General features: G+C 42.1%; 17 protein-coding genes. 9 read left to right on the top strand and 8 right to left on the bottom strand.

Annotated elements, in window-relative coordinates; all coding sequences use genetic code 11:
- Nucleotides 1–86: 86 nt before the first annotated feature.
- The 5 genes from D1136_RS01215 to D1136_RS01195 all read right to left on the bottom strand — a co-directional run bounded on the left by D1136_RS01215 (nucleotide 87) and on the right by D1136_RS01195 (nucleotide 6863).
- On the bottom strand, nucleotides 87–2591 hold the full coding sequence (locus tag D1136_RS01215; protein ID WP_161875795.1) for a heavy metal translocating P-type ATPase: 2505 nt from the start codon (nucleotides 2589–2591) through the stop codon (nucleotides 87–89).
- A gap of 155 nt (nucleotides 2592–2746) precedes the next feature.
- A complete protein-coding gene (locus D1136_RS01210) occupies nucleotides 2747–3946 on the bottom strand; it encodes an acetate/propionate family kinase (protein WP_161875794.1) in 1200 nt (399 codons plus the stop codon).
- A 58-nt stretch (nucleotides 3947–4004) separates the two neighbouring features.
- Nucleotides 4005–5009, bottom strand: a complete 1005-nt coding sequence (gene pta / locus D1136_RS01205; protein WP_161875793.1) for a phosphate acetyltransferase — start codon at nucleotides 5007–5009, stop codon at nucleotides 4005–4007.
- A gap of 119 nt (nucleotides 5010–5128) precedes the next feature.
- Entirely contained in the window at nucleotides 5129–6205 is a 1077-nt protein-coding gene (locus D1136_RS01200; RefSeq protein ID WP_161875792.1) for a ParM/StbA family protein, read from the bottom strand.
- Between the two features lie 193 nt (nucleotides 6206–6398).
- Nucleotides 6399–6863: a hypothetical protein gene (locus tag D1136_RS01195; RefSeq protein ID WP_161875791.1), complete on the bottom strand. Its 465-nt coding sequence runs from the start codon at nucleotides 6861–6863 to the stop codon at nucleotides 6399–6401.
- Between the two features lie 209 nt (nucleotides 6864–7072).
- On the opposite strand from D1136_RS01195, the gene fabG reads away from it, so the two are divergent.
- The 4 genes from fabG (at nucleotide 7073) to D1136_RS01175 (ending at nucleotide 14091) form a co-directional block, all read left to right on the top strand.
- On the top strand, nucleotides 7073–7819 hold the full coding sequence (gene fabG, locus D1136_RS01190) for a 3-oxoacyl-[acyl-carrier-protein] reductase (RefSeq protein ID WP_161875790.1): 747 nt from the start codon (nucleotides 7073–7075) through the stop codon (nucleotides 7817–7819).
- Between the two features lie 78 nt (nucleotides 7820–7897).
- Nucleotides 7898–9958 carry a hypothetical protein gene (locus D1136_RS01185; RefSeq protein WP_161875789.1) on the top strand — a complete coding sequence of 687 codons (2061 nt, stop codon included), beginning with the start codon at nucleotides 7898–7900 and terminating at the stop codon, nucleotides 9956–9958.
- Entirely contained in the window at nucleotides 9919–10887 is a 969-nt protein-coding gene (locus D1136_RS01180; RefSeq protein WP_161875788.1) for a DUF6340 family protein, read from the top strand. Before D1136_RS01185 ends, D1136_RS01180 begins: the two co-directional genes overlap by 40 nt.
- 24 nt (nucleotides 10888–10911) lie before the next feature.
- Nucleotides 10912–14091: an exodeoxyribonuclease V subunit beta gene (locus tag D1136_RS01175; protein WP_161875787.1), complete on the top strand. Its 3180-nt coding sequence runs from the start codon at nucleotides 10912–10914 to the stop codon at nucleotides 14089–14091.
- Nucleotides 14092–14144: 53 nt separating this feature from the next.
- Here D1136_RS01175 and buk read toward each other — a convergent pair whose 3' ends face one another.
- The 3 genes from buk to D1136_RS01160 form a co-directional block, all read right to left on the bottom strand.
- Nucleotides 14145–15215, bottom strand: a complete 1071-nt coding sequence (gene buk, locus D1136_RS01170; protein ID WP_161875786.1) for a butyrate kinase — start codon at nucleotides 15213–15215, stop codon at nucleotides 14145–14147.
- Nucleotides 15216–15306: 91 nt separating this feature from the next.
- On the bottom strand, nucleotides 15307–16650 hold the full coding sequence (locus tag D1136_RS01165) for a serine hydrolase (protein ID WP_161875785.1): 1344 nt from the start codon (nucleotides 16648–16650) through the stop codon (nucleotides 15307–15309).
- 148 nt (nucleotides 16651–16798) lie between these two features.
- On the bottom strand, nucleotides 16799–17581 hold the full coding sequence (locus D1136_RS01160) for an aminotransferase class IV (protein ID WP_161875784.1): 783 nt from the start codon (nucleotides 17579–17581) through the stop codon (nucleotides 16799–16801).
- Nucleotides 17582–17656: 75 nt separating this feature from the next.
- Between D1136_RS01160 and D1136_RS01155 the strand changes: the two genes are divergently transcribed.
- From D1136_RS01155 to D1136_RS01135, 5 genes are read left to right on the top strand one after another with little or no spacing between them, the layout of a single operon-like run.
- The gene (locus D1136_RS01155) at nucleotides 17657–18151 is read left to right on the top strand and encodes a hypothetical protein (RefSeq protein WP_161875783.1); all 495 of its coding nucleotides are present in this window, start codon (nucleotides 17657–17659) and stop codon (nucleotides 18149–18151) included.
- Nucleotides 18141–18974, top strand: a complete 834-nt coding sequence (locus D1136_RS01150) for a Rossmann-like and DUF2520 domain-containing protein (RefSeq protein ID WP_161875782.1) — start codon at nucleotides 18141–18143, stop codon at nucleotides 18972–18974. The genes D1136_RS01155 and D1136_RS01150 overlap by 11 nt, the downstream gene beginning before the upstream one ends.
- Nucleotides 18975–18986: 12 nt before the next feature.
- Nucleotides 18987–19520, top strand: a complete 534-nt coding sequence (locus D1136_RS01145; RefSeq protein WP_161875781.1) for an HAD family hydrolase — start codon at nucleotides 18987–18989, stop codon at nucleotides 19518–19520.
- Nucleotides 19521–19540: 20 nt separating this feature from the next.
- A complete protein-coding gene (locus D1136_RS01140; RefSeq protein ID WP_161875780.1) occupies nucleotides 19541–20494 on the top strand; it encodes a geranylgeranylglycerol-phosphate geranylgeranyltransferase in 954 nt (317 codons plus the stop codon).
- Entirely contained in the window at nucleotides 20494–21063 is a 570-nt protein-coding gene (locus tag D1136_RS01135) for a Maf family nucleotide pyrophosphatase (protein ID WP_161875779.1), read from the top strand. Before D1136_RS01140 ends, D1136_RS01135 begins: the two co-directional genes overlap by 1 nt.
- Nucleotides 21064–21080: the final 17 nt, after the last annotated feature.

Below are 21080 nucleotides of genomic sequence, written 5' to 3'. Positions count from 1 at the left end.
TCAATTATACGCCGGAGTAAAGACTGGTATAACAAAAGTCTTTGCTCCGGCGTTTTTATTCCGGATTCCCGTTTTTTCGGTTTATCCTATATTTCCGACAACTGATATTCTCCGGCTTTGTCAAGCACTGCTTGTTGCAGTTCTTTCAAGGCTATTTCCGTTTCAGTAAACTCAATAATAGCCTGCGGAGGGTCTAAAGTAACCGTTGCTTTTACTCCTTCTATGCCGTTTAGGGCATTTTCCACATGGGTCCGGCAGTGATTGCACATCATACCTTCTACTTTAAATGTTTTTTTCATACCTTCAAGATTTATGGATTTTATTTTGTTTATAGGGTCCGGATTGGAAAAATCAGTATTTTTCATCTGAGGACAAGAGGGTAGGGAACTTATCTTTTTCCGTTTCAGCCGCAGGCTGTTGCCTACGACACTTATACTGCTGAGTGCCATCGCAGCTCCTCCTATCATGGGATTAAGCAAAAAACCGTTTACCGGATAGAGAATGCCTGCAGCAACGGGTACTCCGATAAGATTGTAAATAAAAGCCCAGAACAGATTTTGATGGATGGTTTTTACGGTAGCCCGGGACAGGCGGATGGTTTCCGGGATTTTGGTTAGATCCGAAGACAATATCGTTACCATGGCTGTTTCCATAGCTATATCACTGCCTTTTCCCATTGCAATGCTTAAATCGGCTTGTGCCAATGCCGCACTATCATTGATTCCGTCTCCTACCATTGCCACTTTCCGTCCTTTTTCCTGCAATTGTTTGATGAAGGAAGCTTTTTCCTGGGGATAGATACCTGATTTATAATGTCTGATATTGACGTTGCGGGCAATTTCTTTCGCTGCAGCAGCGTTGTCGCCTGTCAACATATAGACCGTTAGCCCCATTTCCTGTAATCCATGAATGGCTTGCACGGAAGTAGCTTTGATTTTGTCGGTGACTCCTATGACTGCAAGCGCCTGGTTGGAATTGGCAAACCAGATGACGGTTTGAGCATTATTGATCCACTCTTCGGCTTTTTCTTTTAATTCTTTTGCCAGAGAAATGCCATGCCCTGAAAGTAATTCTTCCGTTCCGGCGTAATAGGTTTCAGCATCCGAGATGCCCTTTATGCCTTTTCCCGGAATGTTTTCAAATTCCGTTATAAGTTGCGGGGAAGTCCCTTTTTCGAATGTTTTTACTATTGCTTCGGCAAGCGGATGTTCCGAAAGGCGTTCCAGACTGTACAATATCCCCCGGACTTTTTCCGTTTTCTCTCGCCATTCCATATTTACGACTACCGGATGTCCTTCCGTAATGGTTCCCGTTTTATCCAATACGATGGAATCTATTTTCCGTGCCACTTCCAGACAGGCCGCATCTTTTATCAGGATGCCCTGTTCCGCTCCTTTGCCGATACCTACGATAAGTGCCGTTGGAGTAGCCAACCCCAGAGCACACGGACAGGCAATAATCAGGACGGTAACCATGGACAGCAAACCATAAGTAAATCCTTCTGCAGGAAAGAATATCCACCACAGGAGAAAAGATAAAACGGCAATTCCCATAATGACAGGTACGAAAATTCCGGCAATCCGGTCTGTCATTTTCTGGACAGGAGCCTTACTGCCCTGGGCTTCTTGCACCATCTGGATGATCTGCGATAACATTGTATCGGCACCAGTTTTTTCTGTTGTGAAGCGGAAAGCACCTTTCTGGTTGATTGTCCCGGCATATACTTTCTCTCCTGGGTGTTTGTATACGGGAACAGGTTCTCCGCTAAGCATACTTTCATCAACATACGATGAACCTTCCGTAACGGTTCCGTCCACTGCAATGCGTTCTCCGGGTTTGATGACGATCGTGTCTCCTGGCCGGGCTTCTTCTACGGGGATGGTTTGTTCACCTGACGGCCTAAGAACAGTAACTGTACGAGGTTGTAACCCCATCAGTTTTTTGATGGCTGTCGTAGTACTCTGTCTGGCCCGTTCTTCCAGCAACCGGCCTAAAAGGATAAAAGCAATAATTACAGAAGCTGCTTCGAAGTAGAGATGAGGAGTAATTCCCTTATCTAACCAGAAACCAGGGAAAAAAAGATTGAAAACACTGAATAAATAGGCTATTCCCGTACTGGTAGCGACCAGGGTGTCCATATTGGAAGTTCCGTATCTGAGTTGTTTCCAGGCATTGATAAAAAATCTGTTTCCGAAGTGGAAAATGACCACAGAAGAACATATCCACAAAGCGTATTTCAGGTAGGGAAGCTCTGCAAAGAACATGTTGATAACTATGATAGGGAAGCCTAAGAGTAAAGCTCCTCCGGTTTCCCGTTTCAGTTGGCGGTATTTTTTTGCATTTATTTGTTCGGCTTCTTTATTCGCATCCCGGTTTTCGTCAATTAACAGATCATAGCCTCCGTTTTGTATGGCTGTTTTCAGTGAAGAGGCAGAACAGATGTCGGTTTCATAAACGACCTGTACATTCGCAGCTGCATAATTTACATTTGCCTCCCGTACTCCCGGCTGCATTTTCAGGATTTTATCCACCCGAACAGCGCAAGCGGCACAACTCATGCCTACTACCGAAAATATCTTTTTTGTTTCCATATAAACTGAACCAATTGAATGACGAAGTCCGGACTATCTATGATGTGAATACGTTTTTTGGAACGGGATTATTCAGTATATCCGGAAAAAGAAAGGATAAAAAACTCAAAGTCCGAACATCCTGAAAAAGACATTCAGACTTTGAGGAAAAGATTTTAATGGGACAACCGGACGGTTTCCATGGCTATTACCAATTCTTCATCCGTAGTGATAGTCATGACCTTGATAGCGGCATCCGGAGTACTGAGGGTTACGTCAGCACCACGGGTGACGGCATTGATTTTCTTATCTAATTTTATGCCCAGAAATTCCATATTTTCACATACGGCTTCCCGGATGTAAAAATCATTTTCGCCGATACCGCCGGTAAAGATAACCAAATCAACACCGTTCAGGATAGCAGCATAGGCTCCGATGTATTGTTTTACGTGGTAAGCAAATACGTCAAGGGCCAACTGGGCTCTTTCGTTCCCGTTTTCCCATGCGGTAGTCAACTCCCGGAAATCCGAAGAAACTCCTGAAATCCCTTGTACACCGGATTTTTTATTTACCAATGTATTGATTTCATTCAAATCTAATTTTTCCTTCTGTGCAATGTAAATCAAAGCTCCCAGGTCAAGGTCACCGGCACGTGTTCCCATCACCAGACCGGCAACAGGAGTAAATCCCATGGAGGTATCTACAGATTTGCCTTTATCTATAGCCGTGATGGAAGCGCCGTTTCCCAAATGGCAGGTAATGATTTTCTTATCCCGGATATCCCAGCCTAACAGATTACATGCTTTTTCGGCAACAAATTTGTGTGAAGTGCCGTGAAATCCGTATTTCCTTACGCCATATTTTTCATAATATTCGTAGGGAATACCATAGATATAGGCTTTTTTTGGTAAAGTTTGGTGGAAAGAAGTATCAAATACAGCAACTTGCGGGACTGAGGGCAATAATTGTTCCATGGTCTCAATCCCTTTCAGATTGGCCGGATTATGCAGGGGTGCAATTTCTCCCAAAGCTTTGATTTTAGCTTTTGCTTCCTTATCTATTTTCACACTCTCCGGAAAATATTCTCCTCCATGAGCTACACGGTGGCCGACTGCATTGATTTCATTCAGAGAACTCAGTACACCCAGTTTAGGATCCACCAATGTTTTCAGGATTAAATCCATCCCAATGCTGTGGTCCGCTATCGGTTGTTCTATGGCTATTTTATCCCGTCCTTCTGCTTTATAAGTAAAATTCCCGCAGGGAAGTCCGATTTTTTCGACAATACCTTTTGCCAGGATAACCGGCTGGGCGTCCATGCTCAGTAATTGATACTTGATGGAAGAACTTCCGCAATTCAGCACTAAAACATTCATTTTTTTAGAATTAAAATCTTTACGGCCCGCAGGTCGTAAAGATAAGTTAGTATTGGAATTAATTCAATCCGGCAGCCTGATTTACGGTAATGGCTACGAGGTTGACAATATCACTGACAGAGCATCCTCTGGACAGGTCGTTGATGGGAGCGGCCATTCCCTGTAAAACAGGTCCGACAGCTTCAATGCCTGCAATGCGCTGTACCAGTTTGTAACTGATATTTCCAACTTCCAGACTGGGGAAAATCAGTACATTGGCTTTTCCAGCGACAGGACTGCCCGGTGCTTTGCTGGCACCGACAGAAGGAACCAGAGCTGCATCCGCCTGCATTTCTCCGTCAATCATCACATCGGGAGCCATTTGTTTTGCCAGTTCTGTGGCTTTCACTACTTTGTCTACCAATTCATTTTTAGCTGAACCTTTGGTTGAAAAACTTAACATAGCAACGCGGGGTTCAATTTTGGCAATGGCCCGGGCCGTAGCAGCCGTAGATACGGCAATTTGTGCCAATTCCTCTGCGGTTGGGTTAGGCAATACAGCACAGTCTGCACATACAATTAAACCGTTTTCACCGTATTCGGGTTTATTGGTCAGAAGCAGAAAAGCTCCGGACACCACAGATATTCCCGGTAAGGTCTTTACGATTTGTAATGCCGGACGCAAAACATCTCCGGTGGCATTTTTTGCCCCGGCAACTTCTCCGTCAGCATCACCGCTTTTAATCATCAGTGTAGCTAAATAAAGAGGATCTGTTACCAGTTTCAGCGCCTGTTCTTTCGTCATGCCTTTGCTTTTGCGCAGTTCAACCAGTAAATCTGCATATTGTTCCTTTTTGGCGTGGGAGGCAGGGTCTACAATGGTTGCTTTTTCAATATGCTTTAATCCGTATTTTTCTGCCAAAGCTTTGATTTCTGCCGGATTACCAATCAGTATGATTTGAGCAATTCCTTCACCGATAATTTGATCGGCCGCCTGAATTGTTCTCTCTTCTGTTCCTTCCGGAAGTACAATTGTTTTACACTGTTTTTTTGCGTTTTCCTTGATTTGCTGTAAGAGTTCCATATATTTTATATTAAAATAGGATTGTTTCTGTTCTGTTTTGCAAAAGTAAAAATAAAATACCTAAAAAAGAAAAGAGCCGACTTTAAAAGCCAACTCTTTCCGTGTAAAATAGAATGTTTTTATTCACCGTCTTTGTATATGGTGATACAAGTATTGGCGTTACCTATATCCATTCCCACTGCCAACTGCGGATTTCTGAATATTTTTATTTCTTCAGCTTCAATGTTGCTGGGGATGTTATTGCGTGCTGCGCCGGCTTTAATCTTGGAATTCAAGCAATATCCCTGAGATGCGCATTTTTCCGGTTCCGGATAAACAATTACTTCCACTACGTCGCCAAACTCTTCTTTGAAGCAATCTACCAATTCCGTATAAAGTGCTCCACCTCCGACAAGGTACATTTTGGTACATTTGTTGAAATCATCGTCAATAAATGCCCGTCTCAAGTTAGGAGCAATAATTTCCTGATAATACATTCTCAGTACTTTTTCCCGGATGTCCAGGATATTTTGTTTTACCCGGTTGACCGTGATACTGCCTTGTTGGAAAGCCACATCGATCTGATGTTCTGTTTTCAGGTTCAGGTAAAAGTTCTTAGCCAGTTCATTGGCCAGCAGATTGACTGCGTGGCGGATACCGTGGGTACTTACAGCAGAACGGTTTATGATTCCGGCACGGGTAGACACAACAGCTTCACACGTTCCATATCCCAAACTGACGGTGAAAAAGTTCTCTTTTTCCTGCAGTTGTCCTTCACGGATAGCTATGGTACAGCCTAAAATTTCAGGGATAACCTCTACTTTGCCTACATTCACTTCCCGTTTGGTATTGGTCGGACCACCGAAAGTAGATGCATCGTAATTGATGATATGACGTCCCTGTAAAGTCTCCAGGGCTTTATCCCGGTAAAGCATATAGGTGGCAAACGGGAAGCCGGTTGTCAGGTAAATTTCTTCTTCTCCTTTGGGCTGAGTCAGTAATAATCCCGCTTTGCTTAATAATTTATATTCTTCATCGGTCGGAGCTGCATTAATATTTTTATGTGGGGAGTAACCTTCCACTAAAGCCAGGTTTCCGACAATGTAATCGGTATCATCAATATTGATTTTTATACCGTCCAGAATATTTTCCGCCACATTAGAGAGCTCTTGGTTAGTAGCCTCATATACACTGGGAAAATTGTAAGATTTCAGCATATCCTTTTATTGTTTAAGTTTATATTCGTACTTTCCATATAGACCGTACAAATCTATATAAAATATTTTAAACCTCAGTTTTTTAAATTTAATTTTCCTAAAAAAATATTTCTTTTCGCAGGGAATTTACGAATGACTATTATATAGAGGTCATTCTGATAGCGAAAATACGGTGATTTTAGAGTGTATCGCCTCAATTTTCCAGTTTAAAACGGATGCGCAAACGTTGGTTATCGTAGTCTGTACTAATGATTTTAAAGCGGCCTATTTCTGAGGTATTGCTGACGTGTTGTCCTATGCAGGCGCAAGTGTCATAGTCTCCGATCCGGACGATACGTAAAGTTTCGCTTGCACCTTCCGGCAATTTGCTCAAATCGATACCACGGGGCAGTTCGTGGCGGGAGACCAATTCTGCAGTAACAGGCAAATGACAGGATATGACCTCGTTCACTTTGTTTTCTATTTCCAGGATTTGTTCCTCTGTGGGAGAAGCGGTTAAAATATAATCACATTTGCTTTTTTTCCTTTCTATATGGGCATTGCGTGAACGTTCACAGCCAAATAACCGCACCATGGTCTGGTTCAGGATGTGTTCTGCCGTGTGCATGGGCGGATATTCCGTTTTGTTGTGTTCGTTTAAAATGACTTGTTCTTCCATAACGTATAGTAAATATGCGGGGGTGAAAATAGCAAAATATTCAGTAAGAAGAAAGAAGGGGGGAAAGGAATGATGAAAAAGAAAAAAAAATTATGGTATGAGCCTGCAGGATGAAATTAGTTTAGTTATCTTTGTTCCATAGTTAGAGGTGGGAAACATTTGTTAACCATTTCAAGTCTAATGAATTTAGTTTAAGTAAAACTGTAATTATGAAGTTATTAGAAGGAAAAACCGCCCTGATTACGGGTGCTTCCAGAGGTATTGGAAAAGCTGTAGCTCTGGCATTTGCAAAACAAGGAGCAAATATTGCTTTTACTGATTTGAGATATGATGAAAATGCCCAGGCTACGGAACGGGAAATAGAGGCTTGCGGAGTAAAAGCCAAGATGTATGCCTCCAATGCCGCTGATTTTGCGCAGACTGCTGCTACTGTAGAAGAAATAGCCAAGGAATTTGGCAGAATTGACATTTTGGTAAACAATGCCGGTATTACCAAAGATACTTTATTGATGAGAATGAGTGAAGAGCAATGGGATGCAGTAATTAACGTAAACCTGAAATCCGTATTCAATTTTTCCAAAACCGTATCGGCTGTGATGCTGAAACAGAAAAGCGGTTCCATTATCAGCATGAGTTCTGTTGTCGGAGTGAGCGGAAATGCAGGACAGGCGAATTATTCTGCTTCTAAAGCCGGTATCATCGGTTTTACCAAGAGTATTGCCAAAGAGCTGGGGTCCAGAAATATCCGTGCAAATGCGGTAGCTCCCGGATTTATTATTACCGATATGACTGCTCAGCTCCCCGAGGATGTCCGTCAGGAATGGGCGGCTAAGATTCCTTTGAAAAGAGGAGGTACGCCGGAAGACATTGCAGATGTATGTGTATTCCTGGCTTCGGATATGTCCAGATATGTGACCGGTCAGGTAATTCATGTCTGCGGCGGTATGAATATGTAATTAATTGTGGTTTTCTGATTTGTGATTTATGGTGCTTTAACCGTAGATCATAAATCAGAAATAAAAAATCAGATCAGGGTGGTATTTGAACATTCTCTATGGTGGTTATTACCTGCTATCCTCATTTCGTCAGCAGCGGCTTTTTTCAAATATAAAAAACTTACCGGACTACCGGATATTCCCCAAGGAGTAGCTGTTTTACTTTCTGCCTTACGGTTTCTTATTCTTTTATTTTTATCCGGCCTGATTTTAAATCCGGCGTTGTCTTTGTTGAAGCGGACGAAAGAGAAGCCTGTATTGGTGCTGGCACAGGATAATTCCGAATCTTTGCTTAAAAATAGGGATTCTTTGTATTATAACGGGGAGTACAGGGAATCTTTAGAAAAGACTGCGGCAAAATTGGGAGAGCAGTTTGAGGTGGTCCGACTTACCTTTGGAAACCGGGTGCAGCGGAATGGAAAGATTGATTTTTCCGAAAAGCGGACGGATATTGCTGCTGTGACCGATTACGTAAGACAAAATTTTATAAGCAGGCCTCCCCAGGCTATGGTTCTCCTCACTGATGGTATCTACAATGCAGGCATAAATCCGCGTTACCGGCTCCCTTCTTTTCCGGTATATACCGTTGCCTTGGGAGATACCATTTGTTATCCGGATGTTTTTATCCGGACACTGGAAACCGATAAATTCAATTTTGTGGGAACTGTTTTTCCGGTAAAAGCGGAGATTGGGGCGTTAAAACAAAAAGGAAAGCAGCTCAAATGTATCTTAAAAGAAAATGGGAAAGTGATAGCTGAAAAGAAGTTGTCCATTACCCAGGATAATTTTTTGGAAGAAGTCGTTTTTGAGGTGGAAGCAAAGCAGAAGGGAATAGCTCACTATACTGTTAGGGTTGAGACGGATTCTGAAGAACGTACCCTGGAAAATAACAGTTCGGAGACCTGGGTAAACCTGATAGACCATTCTGCCCGTGTTGCTATTTTTACACACTCACCGCATCCGGATATTGCGGCGGTGGTGAATGCTGTAAACGTATCGGGAATTTACCATTGTACCGTACACCAGTGGGAAGAGCGACCAGACACTTTAAAAGCCAATCTGATTATTTTGCATAACCCCGAACCTGGCCGACCGGTTTATGAAAAACTGATAAAGGAAGCGGAGCGCCGCAGACTTTCTCTGTGGTATATCCTGACCACACGGGAAAGTATCGGGAACATGGCCCGTTACAGTAAAGATTATTCGGTAGACTTCCATACGGATATGAACGAATATGCGCAGGTGGCTTTCCATTCTGAATTTCCTTTTTTTGAATTTACGGAAGAGGAAATAGCCGGTTTTGCGGACTATCCTCCTTTGATGGTACCTTTCGGGGAAATACATACAGGCAGTGGACGAACATTGTTCAGACAAAAGATTAAGAATACACCGACTTCGAATGGGGTGATCGGTTTTTATAACCGCAATGACAGCCGTATTTGTTATTTCTGGGGAGAAGGATTGTGGAAATGGCGGTTGTACTCTTACCGGGAAAACGGAAATCATGAGTTATTTAATACCTTGATAAATAAAATCGTAGGGTATCTGGCTGTGCAAAAGGGCAATGAACGTTTTATACACGATTTCAAACCCGTATACGAGGAACGGGAAGAGGTAATTGTTTATTCAGAATTGTACAATGATAGTTACGAGTTAGTCAATACTCCTGAGGTAAAGCTAAACTTGAAGTATGAAGACAAGGAGTTTACTTATTCATTCAGCCGCTATGGCGATAAATATAAAATAAATCTGGGCAATCTTCTTTCCGGAGAATACCACTACCATCTGCAAACCCATTTAAAAGGAAAGTCTTTTGAAAGTAAAGGGACTTTCTATGTCCGGAGTAATAATCCGGAAGGGAATGATGTGGTAGCCAATCCGCAACTATTAAAGGATTTGGCTGATGCTACGGGAGGGCAGACGTATGAAAAGACCGCCTGGAATGAGTTGGTAAACGACTTAAAACAGAACGAAACCCTGAAGCCTGTTTTCAGGAATGAGATAAAATATATTGAATTGGATAAATTGGAAATTTTAGGTTTTATTTTACTTCTGCTGATATGTACCGAATGGTTCCTGTTAAAATATTTCGCAGGTTAGTCTGGGGGAGCATGGTTCTTGCCGGAATATCCTGCAGGGGATACCGGCAATTGTCCGTGGAAGTCCTTCAACCTTCACTTATACCTGTTTCAACGGAAAAGCGTATTGCTTTGCTGGATAGGAATATCTGGCGAAAAGACAGTGTGGTGGTAATGGCAGGAGATATTTTCGGAGAATTGCAGCAAGATGTTTCCCGGGAGTTTTACCGGGGTATGTCGTACATAGCTGCCGGGAATGGTTTTTCCGATACCATCATTCGTTTGCCTCTGTCTTGTCCGGTCATCCTGGAGAAAGGGGAACAGCCGGTTGCTTTGTCCGCCGATACGGTATGGGACCTTTGCCGGAAATTTAAAGCCGACTATATTGTTTCCATAGAATCCTCTGCTTTTGTGGAACCATCCAACCGTTCGTTGAATTGGGAAAGGACAGTATATTTGTATTCTCCTTTTTCAGGCCAATTTTTGGATTCTGTTGTCTTGACCGGAAAATTCCGGGTCATGGAAAATGCCTATACGTTGTATGAGGATATTGTTATTGACAGTTGGGACCAGGGAGAGAATTATGCGAAACGGATTATGCCTTACTGGGCCGAGATGGTGCGAAGGGTGTATGTGAGGGGGAAAGTGCTTCGTCTGGGGTATTCCTATCTGAAAGCAGAAAAGGAAGAGCAGGCGTTGCAGGTGTGGGAAGGTGCTTTAAAACTTTCCGGCAGAATGGCTGTCCGGGCGGCAGTAAATATGGCCTGGGTGTATGAAAGGGCAGGACATTTTTCCCGGGCTATAAAAATATTGGAACAAATCAGCCAATCTGCCCAATCCGGAGGGATAAAATGTGAAGAATTGCAATATGTCAGGGAATATTTAAAAATACTTACCCGACGAATAGAGGATGGCGATTTGCTGGAGTTGCAGGCAATTCCGGCAAAATAAAAGCAGTAAGAGGAGGAGACTATTATGTTGGATATCTATAAAGCTTCGGCAGGTTCCGGAAAAACGTTTGCCCTGACTCTGGAATATTTTAAGATTATTTTTGATACTCCGCCAGAATATAAAAATATTCTGGCTGTCACTTTTACTAACAAAGCGACAGAGGAGATGAAGTCCAGAATAATCAATGAATTGCATTATTTGGCAGAGGGAAAACCGAGCAGTTACAGCACATTTTTGAAAGCAGAATGCGAGCTGACGGATGAACAGTTAAAGCATAAGGCAGCTTTGTTGCGGACCTTGCTTTTACATGATTACGGCCGGATAGCCGTTACTACCATTGACCGTTTCTTCCAACGCATTATTAAAACATTTACCCGTGAATTGGGTATTTTTCCCGGCTATAATGTGGAATTAGACAGTGATTATGTATTAACTAAAGCTGTCGATAAAGTAATGCAGGACATTAAAAATCAACCGGATCTCCGAAGCTGGGTGAGCGAATTGATGAGCAACAGTGTAGAGGAAGGTAAATCCTGGAGTGTGAAAGCTAAAATGGCGGAGTTGGGAGAAGAATTGTTCCGGGAAAATTATATGCTTTTCGATAAGGCCGTCCTGGAGAAATTTAATGATAAAAAGTTTTTAGGGAAATACAGGGATTTTCTGGCTTCTGTTGTTCAGGAATACGAAAACCGTCAAACGGAGATTGCCGGAAAAGCTTTAGCTTTGATACAGGAAAGCCAACTGAAGATTGAAGATTTTAAAGGGGGAAAAAACAGTTGTGTGTCTTATTTTAATAAGTTGGCGAACGGAAATTTTGACCCGCCTACCAAAACAGTCCTGAAAGGGTTAAACGGCATAGAAAACTGGGTCATGGAAAATTCCTCCCGTAAGCCGGACATCGAGAAGATTTTCCCGCATTTGTTTCCTTTGTTGCAAGAAGCCGTCCGTTATTATGAAACGGATTACCGGCGCTATGTTTCTGCCATACAGCTACGTGGAAACCTGTATCAGTTGGGGATTCTGAACGACCTTTACCGGGAAGTCAGAAACTATTGCAATGAGAAGGGAGTGCTTTTGCTGAGTGATACCACTCATTTACTGAATTTATTGATTGCGGATAACGATACTTCTTTTCTTTTTGAGAAATGCGGTAGTTATTTTAAACATCTGATGATAGATGAGTTTCAGGACACTTCGTCTATGCAATGGAAGAACTTTTATCCTTTGATGGTCAACAGCCTGGCGGAGGGATGCCGTGCCATGATCGTAGGGGATGTGAAACAAAGTATTTACCGGTGGAGAAATGGCGATTGGAGATTGCTGGCTTACGGGGTAGAACAACAATTTCAGAAATGGGGAGTAGAAAACCGGATATTGTGTGAAAACTGGCGCAGTGGAGGGGAAGTAGTGGAATTCAACAATACTTTTTTTGAAATTGCTGCCTCCGTTCTGACCGCCTTATATAAAAATGAAGTTGACGCTACCGATAAACGTTTGGGAGTTATTGAAAAAGCCTATGAAGGATTAAAGCAAATCCCCCGTAAAGAAAAAAACGGTTATGTTCATATTTCTTTCGGTCCTGACAAAAAGGCAGAAGAGGGGAATAAAACGATTATGGATAAGGTAGTCGCTACAGTCCGCGACATTGTACAAAGAAAAGGACAACTTAAAGATATTGTCGTTTTGGTACGTAACGGAAAAGAAGGAGCTTGTATTGCAGCCCATCTGATGGAGTATAATAAAGTGGCTGAAGTACCTGTTCGTTTTATTTCGAACGATTCTTTGTATATTTCTTCTTCGCCGTATGTTCAGTTCATTGTAGCTGTATTGAAATACCTGACCTCACCTTACGATATGGTGAACAAGGCGATGATTTTGTATTTTTATTCTGCTTTTGTGCAGGAAATCCACCGGGATAGTTTGCATGAAATTTTCAAAAAAGCCGGTGAAGAAGACCTGTTCGGGACATTGGATGCTGAATTTGGCGCTCATGCCAAACAGATGATGTTGTATTCTTTGTATGAAACAATAGAGACAATCATTGATAAATTCTCTTTGAAAAAGAAGCAGGAGGAGATTCCTTATTTAATTGCATTTCAGGATGTGATTTATGAATACGAACAAAATAATTCCAACAGCATTACCTTATTTCTGGAGTGGTGGGAAAAAGAACAGGGGAAACGGGTACTTTCAACCTCGGAAGAAGTTGATGCTATCCGGATTCTGACTATTCATAAATCCAAAGGCTTGGAATTTAAGTATGTCATCCTTCCTTTTTGTGAATGGGAACTGGACAGCGTCTGGCCGTTGAGAAGAATCTGGTGCAGTAACCATGAGGCCGGATTCAATGAATTGGAGTATGCTCCTTTAAATTACTCTTCAAAATTGTTGCATACCGTTTTTAAAGAGGATTATCTGGATGAACATTTAAAAGCATATATTGACAACCTGAACCTGTTGTATGTCGCTTTCACCCGCGCCAAAACGGAGTTATACGTATTCCCATATACTCCTTCGTTAAACAAGGACGGAAGTGTATCGTCAGGCGATATCGGTGCGTTTATTTATGGTGTAGTCAAACAGATGCCTGTTCAGGATAGTCGTGCGGAACAATCGGAAACCGATTTTTGTTGGGGAGAAAAACAAATACTGGCTACCGGGACAAAAAAAATTTCACAGCCTTTGACTTTACCTCATTATCCGGTATGGCACCCGGGAGACCGTATCAGCATAAAATACCGTTTCAAAGATTATCTGGATTCTGAGGAATCCAAACAACATGCGATTAGTGAAGGAAAGCTTTTACATGAGATTTTTAAATCGGTTATTTCAGCCGGAGATGTGGAAAAAGCAGTTCGTTCAGCCTGCCTGTCGGGGTTGATCCAACACCATGAGTTTGCCCGATATTGTACGACGGTTACCGGTTTTTTATCTACACCCCAGGCTTCTGAATGGTTTGACCCCTCCTGGCAGGTGATTGCTGAAAAAGATATCCTCTTTCCTGACGGCAGAAAAGTACGCCCCGACCGGGTAATTTTTTCAAACGGTCAATTGCGGATTATTGATTACAAGTTCGGCCAGGGAGAAGAAAGCCGGTATGTGAAACAAGTGCGTTTTTATTGCCAGACAATGCGGGAAATGGGGTATACCGATGTGAAAGGGTATATATGGTATGTCAAGTTGGGAAAGATCGTAGAAGTGTGATTATATGAGCAGTTTCAAACCGGAAAAATCCGGTCTGAAACCGCTCTTTCTGTTTATTGATATATCTTTGCCTGAATTTCACCACGCAGGACAAGCAGTCCGTTTAAGGCAAGCGCCCTCAGTTCATCTTCTCCGGCATAGATTTTGACCGGAGCTATGAACTCTACCATTTGTCGGATATAATCGGTGACCGGTTGTGCATAGGCAATGCCTCCTGTCAACAGGATTGCATCCACTTTTCCTTGCAATACTGCAGCCATAGCACCGATCTCTTTACCTACCTGATAAGCCATTGCGTTCTGAATCAATGCATAGTTAGAATCGGTTAAAGCTTTTTCTTTTACTGTAATCATGTTATTGGTACCCAGATAGGCTACCATGCCGCCTTCTCCTTTAATCATTTTTTTCACTTCGTCCTGGGATTTTCCACTGTAACAAAGTTTTATCAAAGCACCGGTAGGAAGACTGCCGGAGCGCTCCGGTGAAAACGGACCTTCTCCGTCCAGGGCGTTGTTGACATCTATTACCCGGCCCATGCAATGGGCTCCCACAGAAATCCCTCCCCCCATGTGTGCCACAATTAACCGGAGTTCTTCATATTTTTTCTTATTTTCCCTGGCATAAGTACGGGCTATTGCTTTCTGGTTCAAGGCATGAAAGATAGACGCCCGCTTAATGGCGGGATGTCCCGAAACCCGGGCAAGAGGAGCTAATTCGTCTACTACCACAGGATCTGCAATATAGGCTTTGATGGTGTTGTGAAGGTCTTCTGCAATACTTCTGGCAATCAACCCTCCCAAATTGGATGCATGTTCGCCCATTACCGGAAATTCCAAATCATGGGCGAGGGTGTCTGTTACTTCATAGATACCGGATTCAATAGGCTTTACCAGCCCACCTCTGCCTACTATGGCATGTAAAGTGTGAATATCTATACCTGCCTCTTCCAGTTCAGTCAGGATAATGTTTTTCCGGAATTGAAACTGTGAGGCTATTGTCGGAAAAGAACTTAATTCCTCTGCCGTATGCCGGAGTGTTTTGGAAAAAATTTCTTTTTCATCTTCAAAGACTGCAATCTTCGTAGAGGTTGACCCTGGGTTGATGGTGAGAATTAAAAATGACATATTTTCTTTGATTAATGAATTGTCTTACAAAAGTTGTAAATTGTAATCAAAAGTCAAAGAAAAATTTAAAATTTAAATCAAATTTCTTTAATTAACGGGTAACTAATAGTTTTTCATGGCAAGTAGATTGCATTTCAAATAAATCCCGCTGCGGCCATTGTCCGACCGTACTCATTGCTTTATCCACAGCCCGTGCTATGTAATTGGGAAAATGTGAACCTTTCCAGCTGCTGGTATTGGTTAAAAACACCCAGGAATATCCGTCTGATTGTTTTTTCATGAGAGCACTGGTACCGGCTAAAGTACCTGTCCGTACCCATTCGCCAGTGTTATTGGTTTCTATCCAGCCAATAGGAAGAGAGTGGGGAATACTTTGGGTCATGTACTGGATGGAGGCAGGAGTAAGTATGTCCTGAATGACCGGATTTCCATCTATAACGGCCAGGAAACGCAATAATTCAGAGGGAGATGCCACCCAGCCCCCGGCACCGTAAAGCTCTTCAATGTTGTTGCCACCATTGCTTCGGGGTACCAATTGTCCGCTTCCGTCACAAGCCGGAATTTCCTCTGCATTGGAAACTTCGTAGTACCTCACTTCATTCGGAAGTTTATCTTCATATAGATTTTTTCCCAAATGCATATCAAAACATCCTGCCGGCACCAGGATATGTTTCCGGATATAGCTTTCATAACTTTCGCCTGATGCTTTTTCTATAATCCGGGACAAGATTCCGTATCCGATATTGGAGTAAGAGGTGGATTCTCCCGGTGTAAATCTTAACCGCCGGGAAAGGACGAAACGAATTATCGTAGTCAGGTCGGCCGGAGGAGTCACATTCATTTTTCTGGCAATGTCCAGAGGACAAAACATGGGATCTCCATAGGTGTTGCTGTAACCTCCCTGATGGCGCAATAAATGCTCCACCGTTATTTTTTTCGTCCGTGAATCTTTGATTTCAGAAAAAATGGAATCGTTTAAAATCCCGGACGGTCCGAAAACAATATCATTGAGATGTAACTTTCCCTCTTCCTGCAGTTTCATGATGCCCACAGCCGTTATCAATTTTGAAACAGAGGCTATCCGGAAGACATGCATGACATCCATGGGTATATTTTGCTCCACATCTGCATACCCGTACCCTTTACAATAAATCAGGCGGTCGTCTTTCATCAGCGCAAAAGAAGCCCCTTTCAATTCCCATTTATCCATGAATTTCTGAATCAAAAGGTCAAATTTGCGGGTGATTTCCAGCTCGGAATCTTTATTGTTAATCACCTGATTCGTAGGTAATAAAATATCAGATGGTGAAGGTAAAAGTGAAGTATCTGACAAAGAATCTGGTTCTAATGCCAAGTCATTGTCTGCCGTATTTAATTCCCAAGGCTTAATAAAAATAGCTAAACCTGTTACAAGAATCAAAATGAGGTATTTCATGATTTTATATAGTCGCTTTTCAAAAATTAATTTTGCAAAACCGTCTTATCGGTCTTGTAGTGAGAGGTTTATTTTGCAATATTATAAAAAAAAAGATTTAAAAAAAAGCACAACTTTTCAAATCTTCTTAAAAATTCATAAAACGTTTCTAAGCATTCAATAAGGCAAAATAGTATTTCATCAGTTGACGTAAAAAAGGATGACTAACGTTGAAAGGTATATCATTTATCCGGTTAATGGGTAAAATAAGAGGAGAGGTACCGGTGAGGAAGGCCGATTCATACTGTTGAATATGTCCGCCGGCTATCCGTTTCTCTTCAACGTGAAGTCCGTATTTTTTACAGATGTCAAAAACCCGTTTCCGGCTGGTTCCGGGTAGTACATAGGCTTGAGGGGAAGTATACAAGGTTGTCCCTTTGATAAAAAAGACATTGGAGCGGGAACCTTCGGTGATATAACCTTCGCGGTCTGTCAATAATATTTCATATACATGGTTTTCTGCCATCAACCGGTTGGTCAGGGTACGTAAATCAGGATTCAGGTATTTTACTTCCGGATTCTCCCGGACAGCCTGGCAGGTAAGGGTTGGAACGCCCTCTGCATAATCCCTGGCGGTAGGATAGGAATGGGGAATCTGAAAAATATATTCATCTGTTTTGCCTGTTGTAAAATGGAGGACATATTTTAAATTCCCTTCCGACATGTTTTCCAGACTAATTAACTGGTCTAATTTAGCAGGAATATTTAAGTTTTCTGCGTCTATCCCAATATTTGATTTTTTTAATGAATTAGATAGTCTTAAGATGTTATCTTTTAAGAAGATGGGTCTTTTGTTGAAAACCCGTATTACTTCGTAGATACTCAATCCTGTTTCCAAAACTTTTTCTGAAAAACCAGAGGAGTCTTTTATTTCATTGTTTAGTAATATCATGATGTTATAAGTTTGTACAAAGATAGAATCTCGATTTCGGATTTTCAATAATTTGCTTTAATTTTGGCAACAGCTATGGAAAATAAAGAGCAAATCAGACGGATAGAATTTTTTTTGGAAGAAATTATTTTCGGAGAGTTGGGGAAATTGCAAAAAGCCGGGCTTTCTTATATGCAATTTGTCTTGATGGGACAGGCCATTGAAGTTTTAGGAAGTTTTCTGGATCACAAACCCATGAAAGCAAAGGGACAGTCTTCCATCCGTTTTGCTAATGGAATCAACCGTTTGTTCGGAGGGAGGTACCGTTTATTAAATGATAATTTTCTATTGTATGATAAACTTCGCAACCAAATGACTCATACTTTTATTCCTTCCCGGGACATATTGTTGTTACCGACAGCAGATGCTTCCGGAGTGTACAGGCATCTGGACTATATGGAAGGAAGGCTGGTATTGGTAGCCGATGTTTTTTATGAAGATATTTGTCTGGCTTGTAAACATTTAATTACTTTGCTGAGAGAAGGTAAGGTAAAACCTAAGAATATTGTTTTTGAATATCATGAGAGATAAAAAGATAGCTTTGATTGGGGCGGGGAATGTGGCTCACCATCTGGCTCCTGCATTACTTAAAGCAGGGGTGAATCTTTGCCAGGTTTACAGCCGGACAATCGAATCGGCCAGGGAGTTGGGCATAAAAACAGGGATAACCTATACGTCGGACGTACTGGCTATTTATCCGGATTGTGATATTTATATTTTTTGTGTCAGTGATGATGCCTTACTCTCTTTGTTTAAGAGTATAAGGATAAATAGGAATGCATTAATTCTTCATACTTCCGGAAGTTTGCCTCTGCAGATTTTCAAAAATCTGGCCGAGCGGTATGGGGTATTATATCCCTTGCAGACTTTCTCCCGGAAACGTGCCTTGAATTTTAATGAAATTCCGTTGTGTATAGAAGGTTCTGATGAGAAAGTTTTACGGGAAATCCGGGTTTTAGCCGGGCTTTTATCGGAACGGGTGGAAGAGATTTCATCCGAGAAACGGAAAACATTGCATTTAGCGGCTGTTTTTGCTAATAATTTTGTGAATCATTTTTATGGCATTGCCGGCAAGATGTTGGAAAAAGAAGAGTTGGATTTCAGTCTGTTGCGTCCTTTGATTTTTGAAACGGCCCATAAAGTGATGCTGCTTTCTCCGGAACAAGCCCAGACCGGTCCGGCCCGGCGGGGAGATGAAGGTATTTTGAACATGCATAAATCATTATTGAAAGATGAGCCAAAATTATTGAAATTATATACTTTAATATCGGATTCCATACGGGAAACCATCCAGAAAACTGCGGAAGCCAAGGTGGAACCGGAAAACAAACCGATGATGTTAACCCTTTGGTAAAATAATAATGATATGGGCTTTTTTAAAGACGATTTGAAAAAAGTGAGGGCTTTTATTTTTGATGTAGACGGCGTTTTATCTCATCAGAGTCAGAATCTCACAGCAGACGGAGAATTAATCAGGACCTCCTGTACAAAAGACGGATATGCCATTATGTATAGTGTCCGCAAAGGTTATATTGTTGCCGTTATTTCTGGCGGAGGAGCACCGGGAATCCGGGAACGCCTCGAAAAACTGGGAGTGAATTCCCGGGATATTTACCTGAAGGTTGCTAATAAAATGGAAGCTTTGGATGAGATACAACAGCGTTACGGCCTGTGTCAGGAAGAAATCATGTATATGGGAGACGATATACCGGATTATAACGTGATGACCCGGGTGGGTTTACCGGTTTGTCCTTTGGATGCATGTGAAGAGATCAAATCAGTTGCCCGGTATATCTCAGACATAAAAGGTGGAGACGGATGTGTGCGGGATGTGATTGGTCAGGTGCTGAAAGCTCGGGGAGATTGGATGGATACGACCTGTTATGTGAAAAGTATGTAATTTCAGAAAAATCGTTTTGTATGTGGGAAGTCTTGCGTTTAATCCGAATACGTACCATTGCTTTTGCTGCATTGACCATGTATACGATGAGATACATGGTGATTCTGCCTATGCTTGAATTAAACGGTTTCACTTTGCAGATGGCTGACTGGGCTTTTACCTTGCTGGTTGTTGCGGTTTGCTGTTTGGTTTCGGGGGCTTATGTGATCAATGATTATTTCGATACGAAATGTGACCGGATTTCCGGTTTCCGCACTGTGGTCGTAGGCAAAAGCATCAGCCGCCGTATGGCCATTACTCTGCATTCTCTCCTGAATGTCATTGCCGTAAGCATTGCTTTTTATCTGGGATTTGCTGTCGGAGTATGGAAAATAGGAATATTGTTTTTATTGGTTTCCGGTATTCTTTGGTTTTATTCTTCTACTTACAAAAAACATTTTATCGTGGGGAATGTGGTGGTTGGCTTATTGGCCGCTTTTATACCGGTAAGTGCCATCATTTACGAGATACCTTTACTTCATATGGTTTATGCTTCCATATTGATAGAAACAGATACCAATTTCCTGTATATGTTTAATTGGATATTTGCTTTTTCGTGGTTTATTTTCCTGAACACCCTGATGTATGAGATCAATAAGGATATTTTTTCAATAGAAGGAGATCTGGAAAACGGCAACCAGACGATTCCCGTAAGACTGGGTATTCCTGCTGCACGCCGGATTATTGTTGCATTGGCTGTTGTAGCAATGATTTCGGCCGGGGTATTTTATTACTGGGAGTTTACAGCTTCCCTGGCTATATTGGTTTATATTGTTGTGGCCATTTTGCTTCCCTACGCTTTCTATATTGCAGCCGTGAAGGGTCGTGTTGACCACCGTTGCCTGCAACTGCGGTTAATCCGTGTGATTATGATATTGTGCTTGGGTGTCAGCTTTTTTTTCAAACATTTTTTTCAACTTATTTTTGCAGACTAATGAAAGAATACAAGCTAATTTTGGCTTCTGCTTCCCCGCGACGGCATCAGCTTTTATGCGAGGCCGGTTTTAAGTTTGAAGTAAAGTTAAAGCACATTGAAGAAATCTGGCCTCAGGAGATACCGGCGGAGCAAGTCCCTGAATACCTGGCGGGCCTCAAAGCGGCAGCCTTCACAGGAGAACTGAATCCGGGTGAGTTACTGATTACGGCAGATACGGTAGTGTGCCTGGATAATGTGATATTAGGGAAACCCCGGGGGCGGGAGGAAGCAATCGATATGCTAAACCGGTTATCGGGACGCAAACATACAGTGGTGACAGGGGTATGCCTGACTACGGTCGAACGACAGCAAAGTTTCTCAGCCTATACCGATGTGTATTTTAAAGAGCTTTCCGAAGAAGAGATAACCTGCTATGTAGATAATTGTAAACCTTTCGACAAAGCAGGTGCTTATGGTATCCAGGAATGGATAGGGTATATCGGTATTCGCCGGATTGAAGGCTCTTTCTATAATGTAATGGGATTGCCTGTACAACAGTTATATGAAGTTTTGAAAAATTTTGAATGAGTAAAAATACATAGAGA

Origin of the sequence: Odoribacter sp. Z80 (assembly GCF_009935865.1) — a bacterium.
Classification (GTDB): Bacteria; Bacteroidota; Bacteroidia; order Bacteroidales; family Marinifilaceae; genus Odoribacter.
This window is presented reverse-complemented; position numbering and strand designations above follow the sequence as displayed.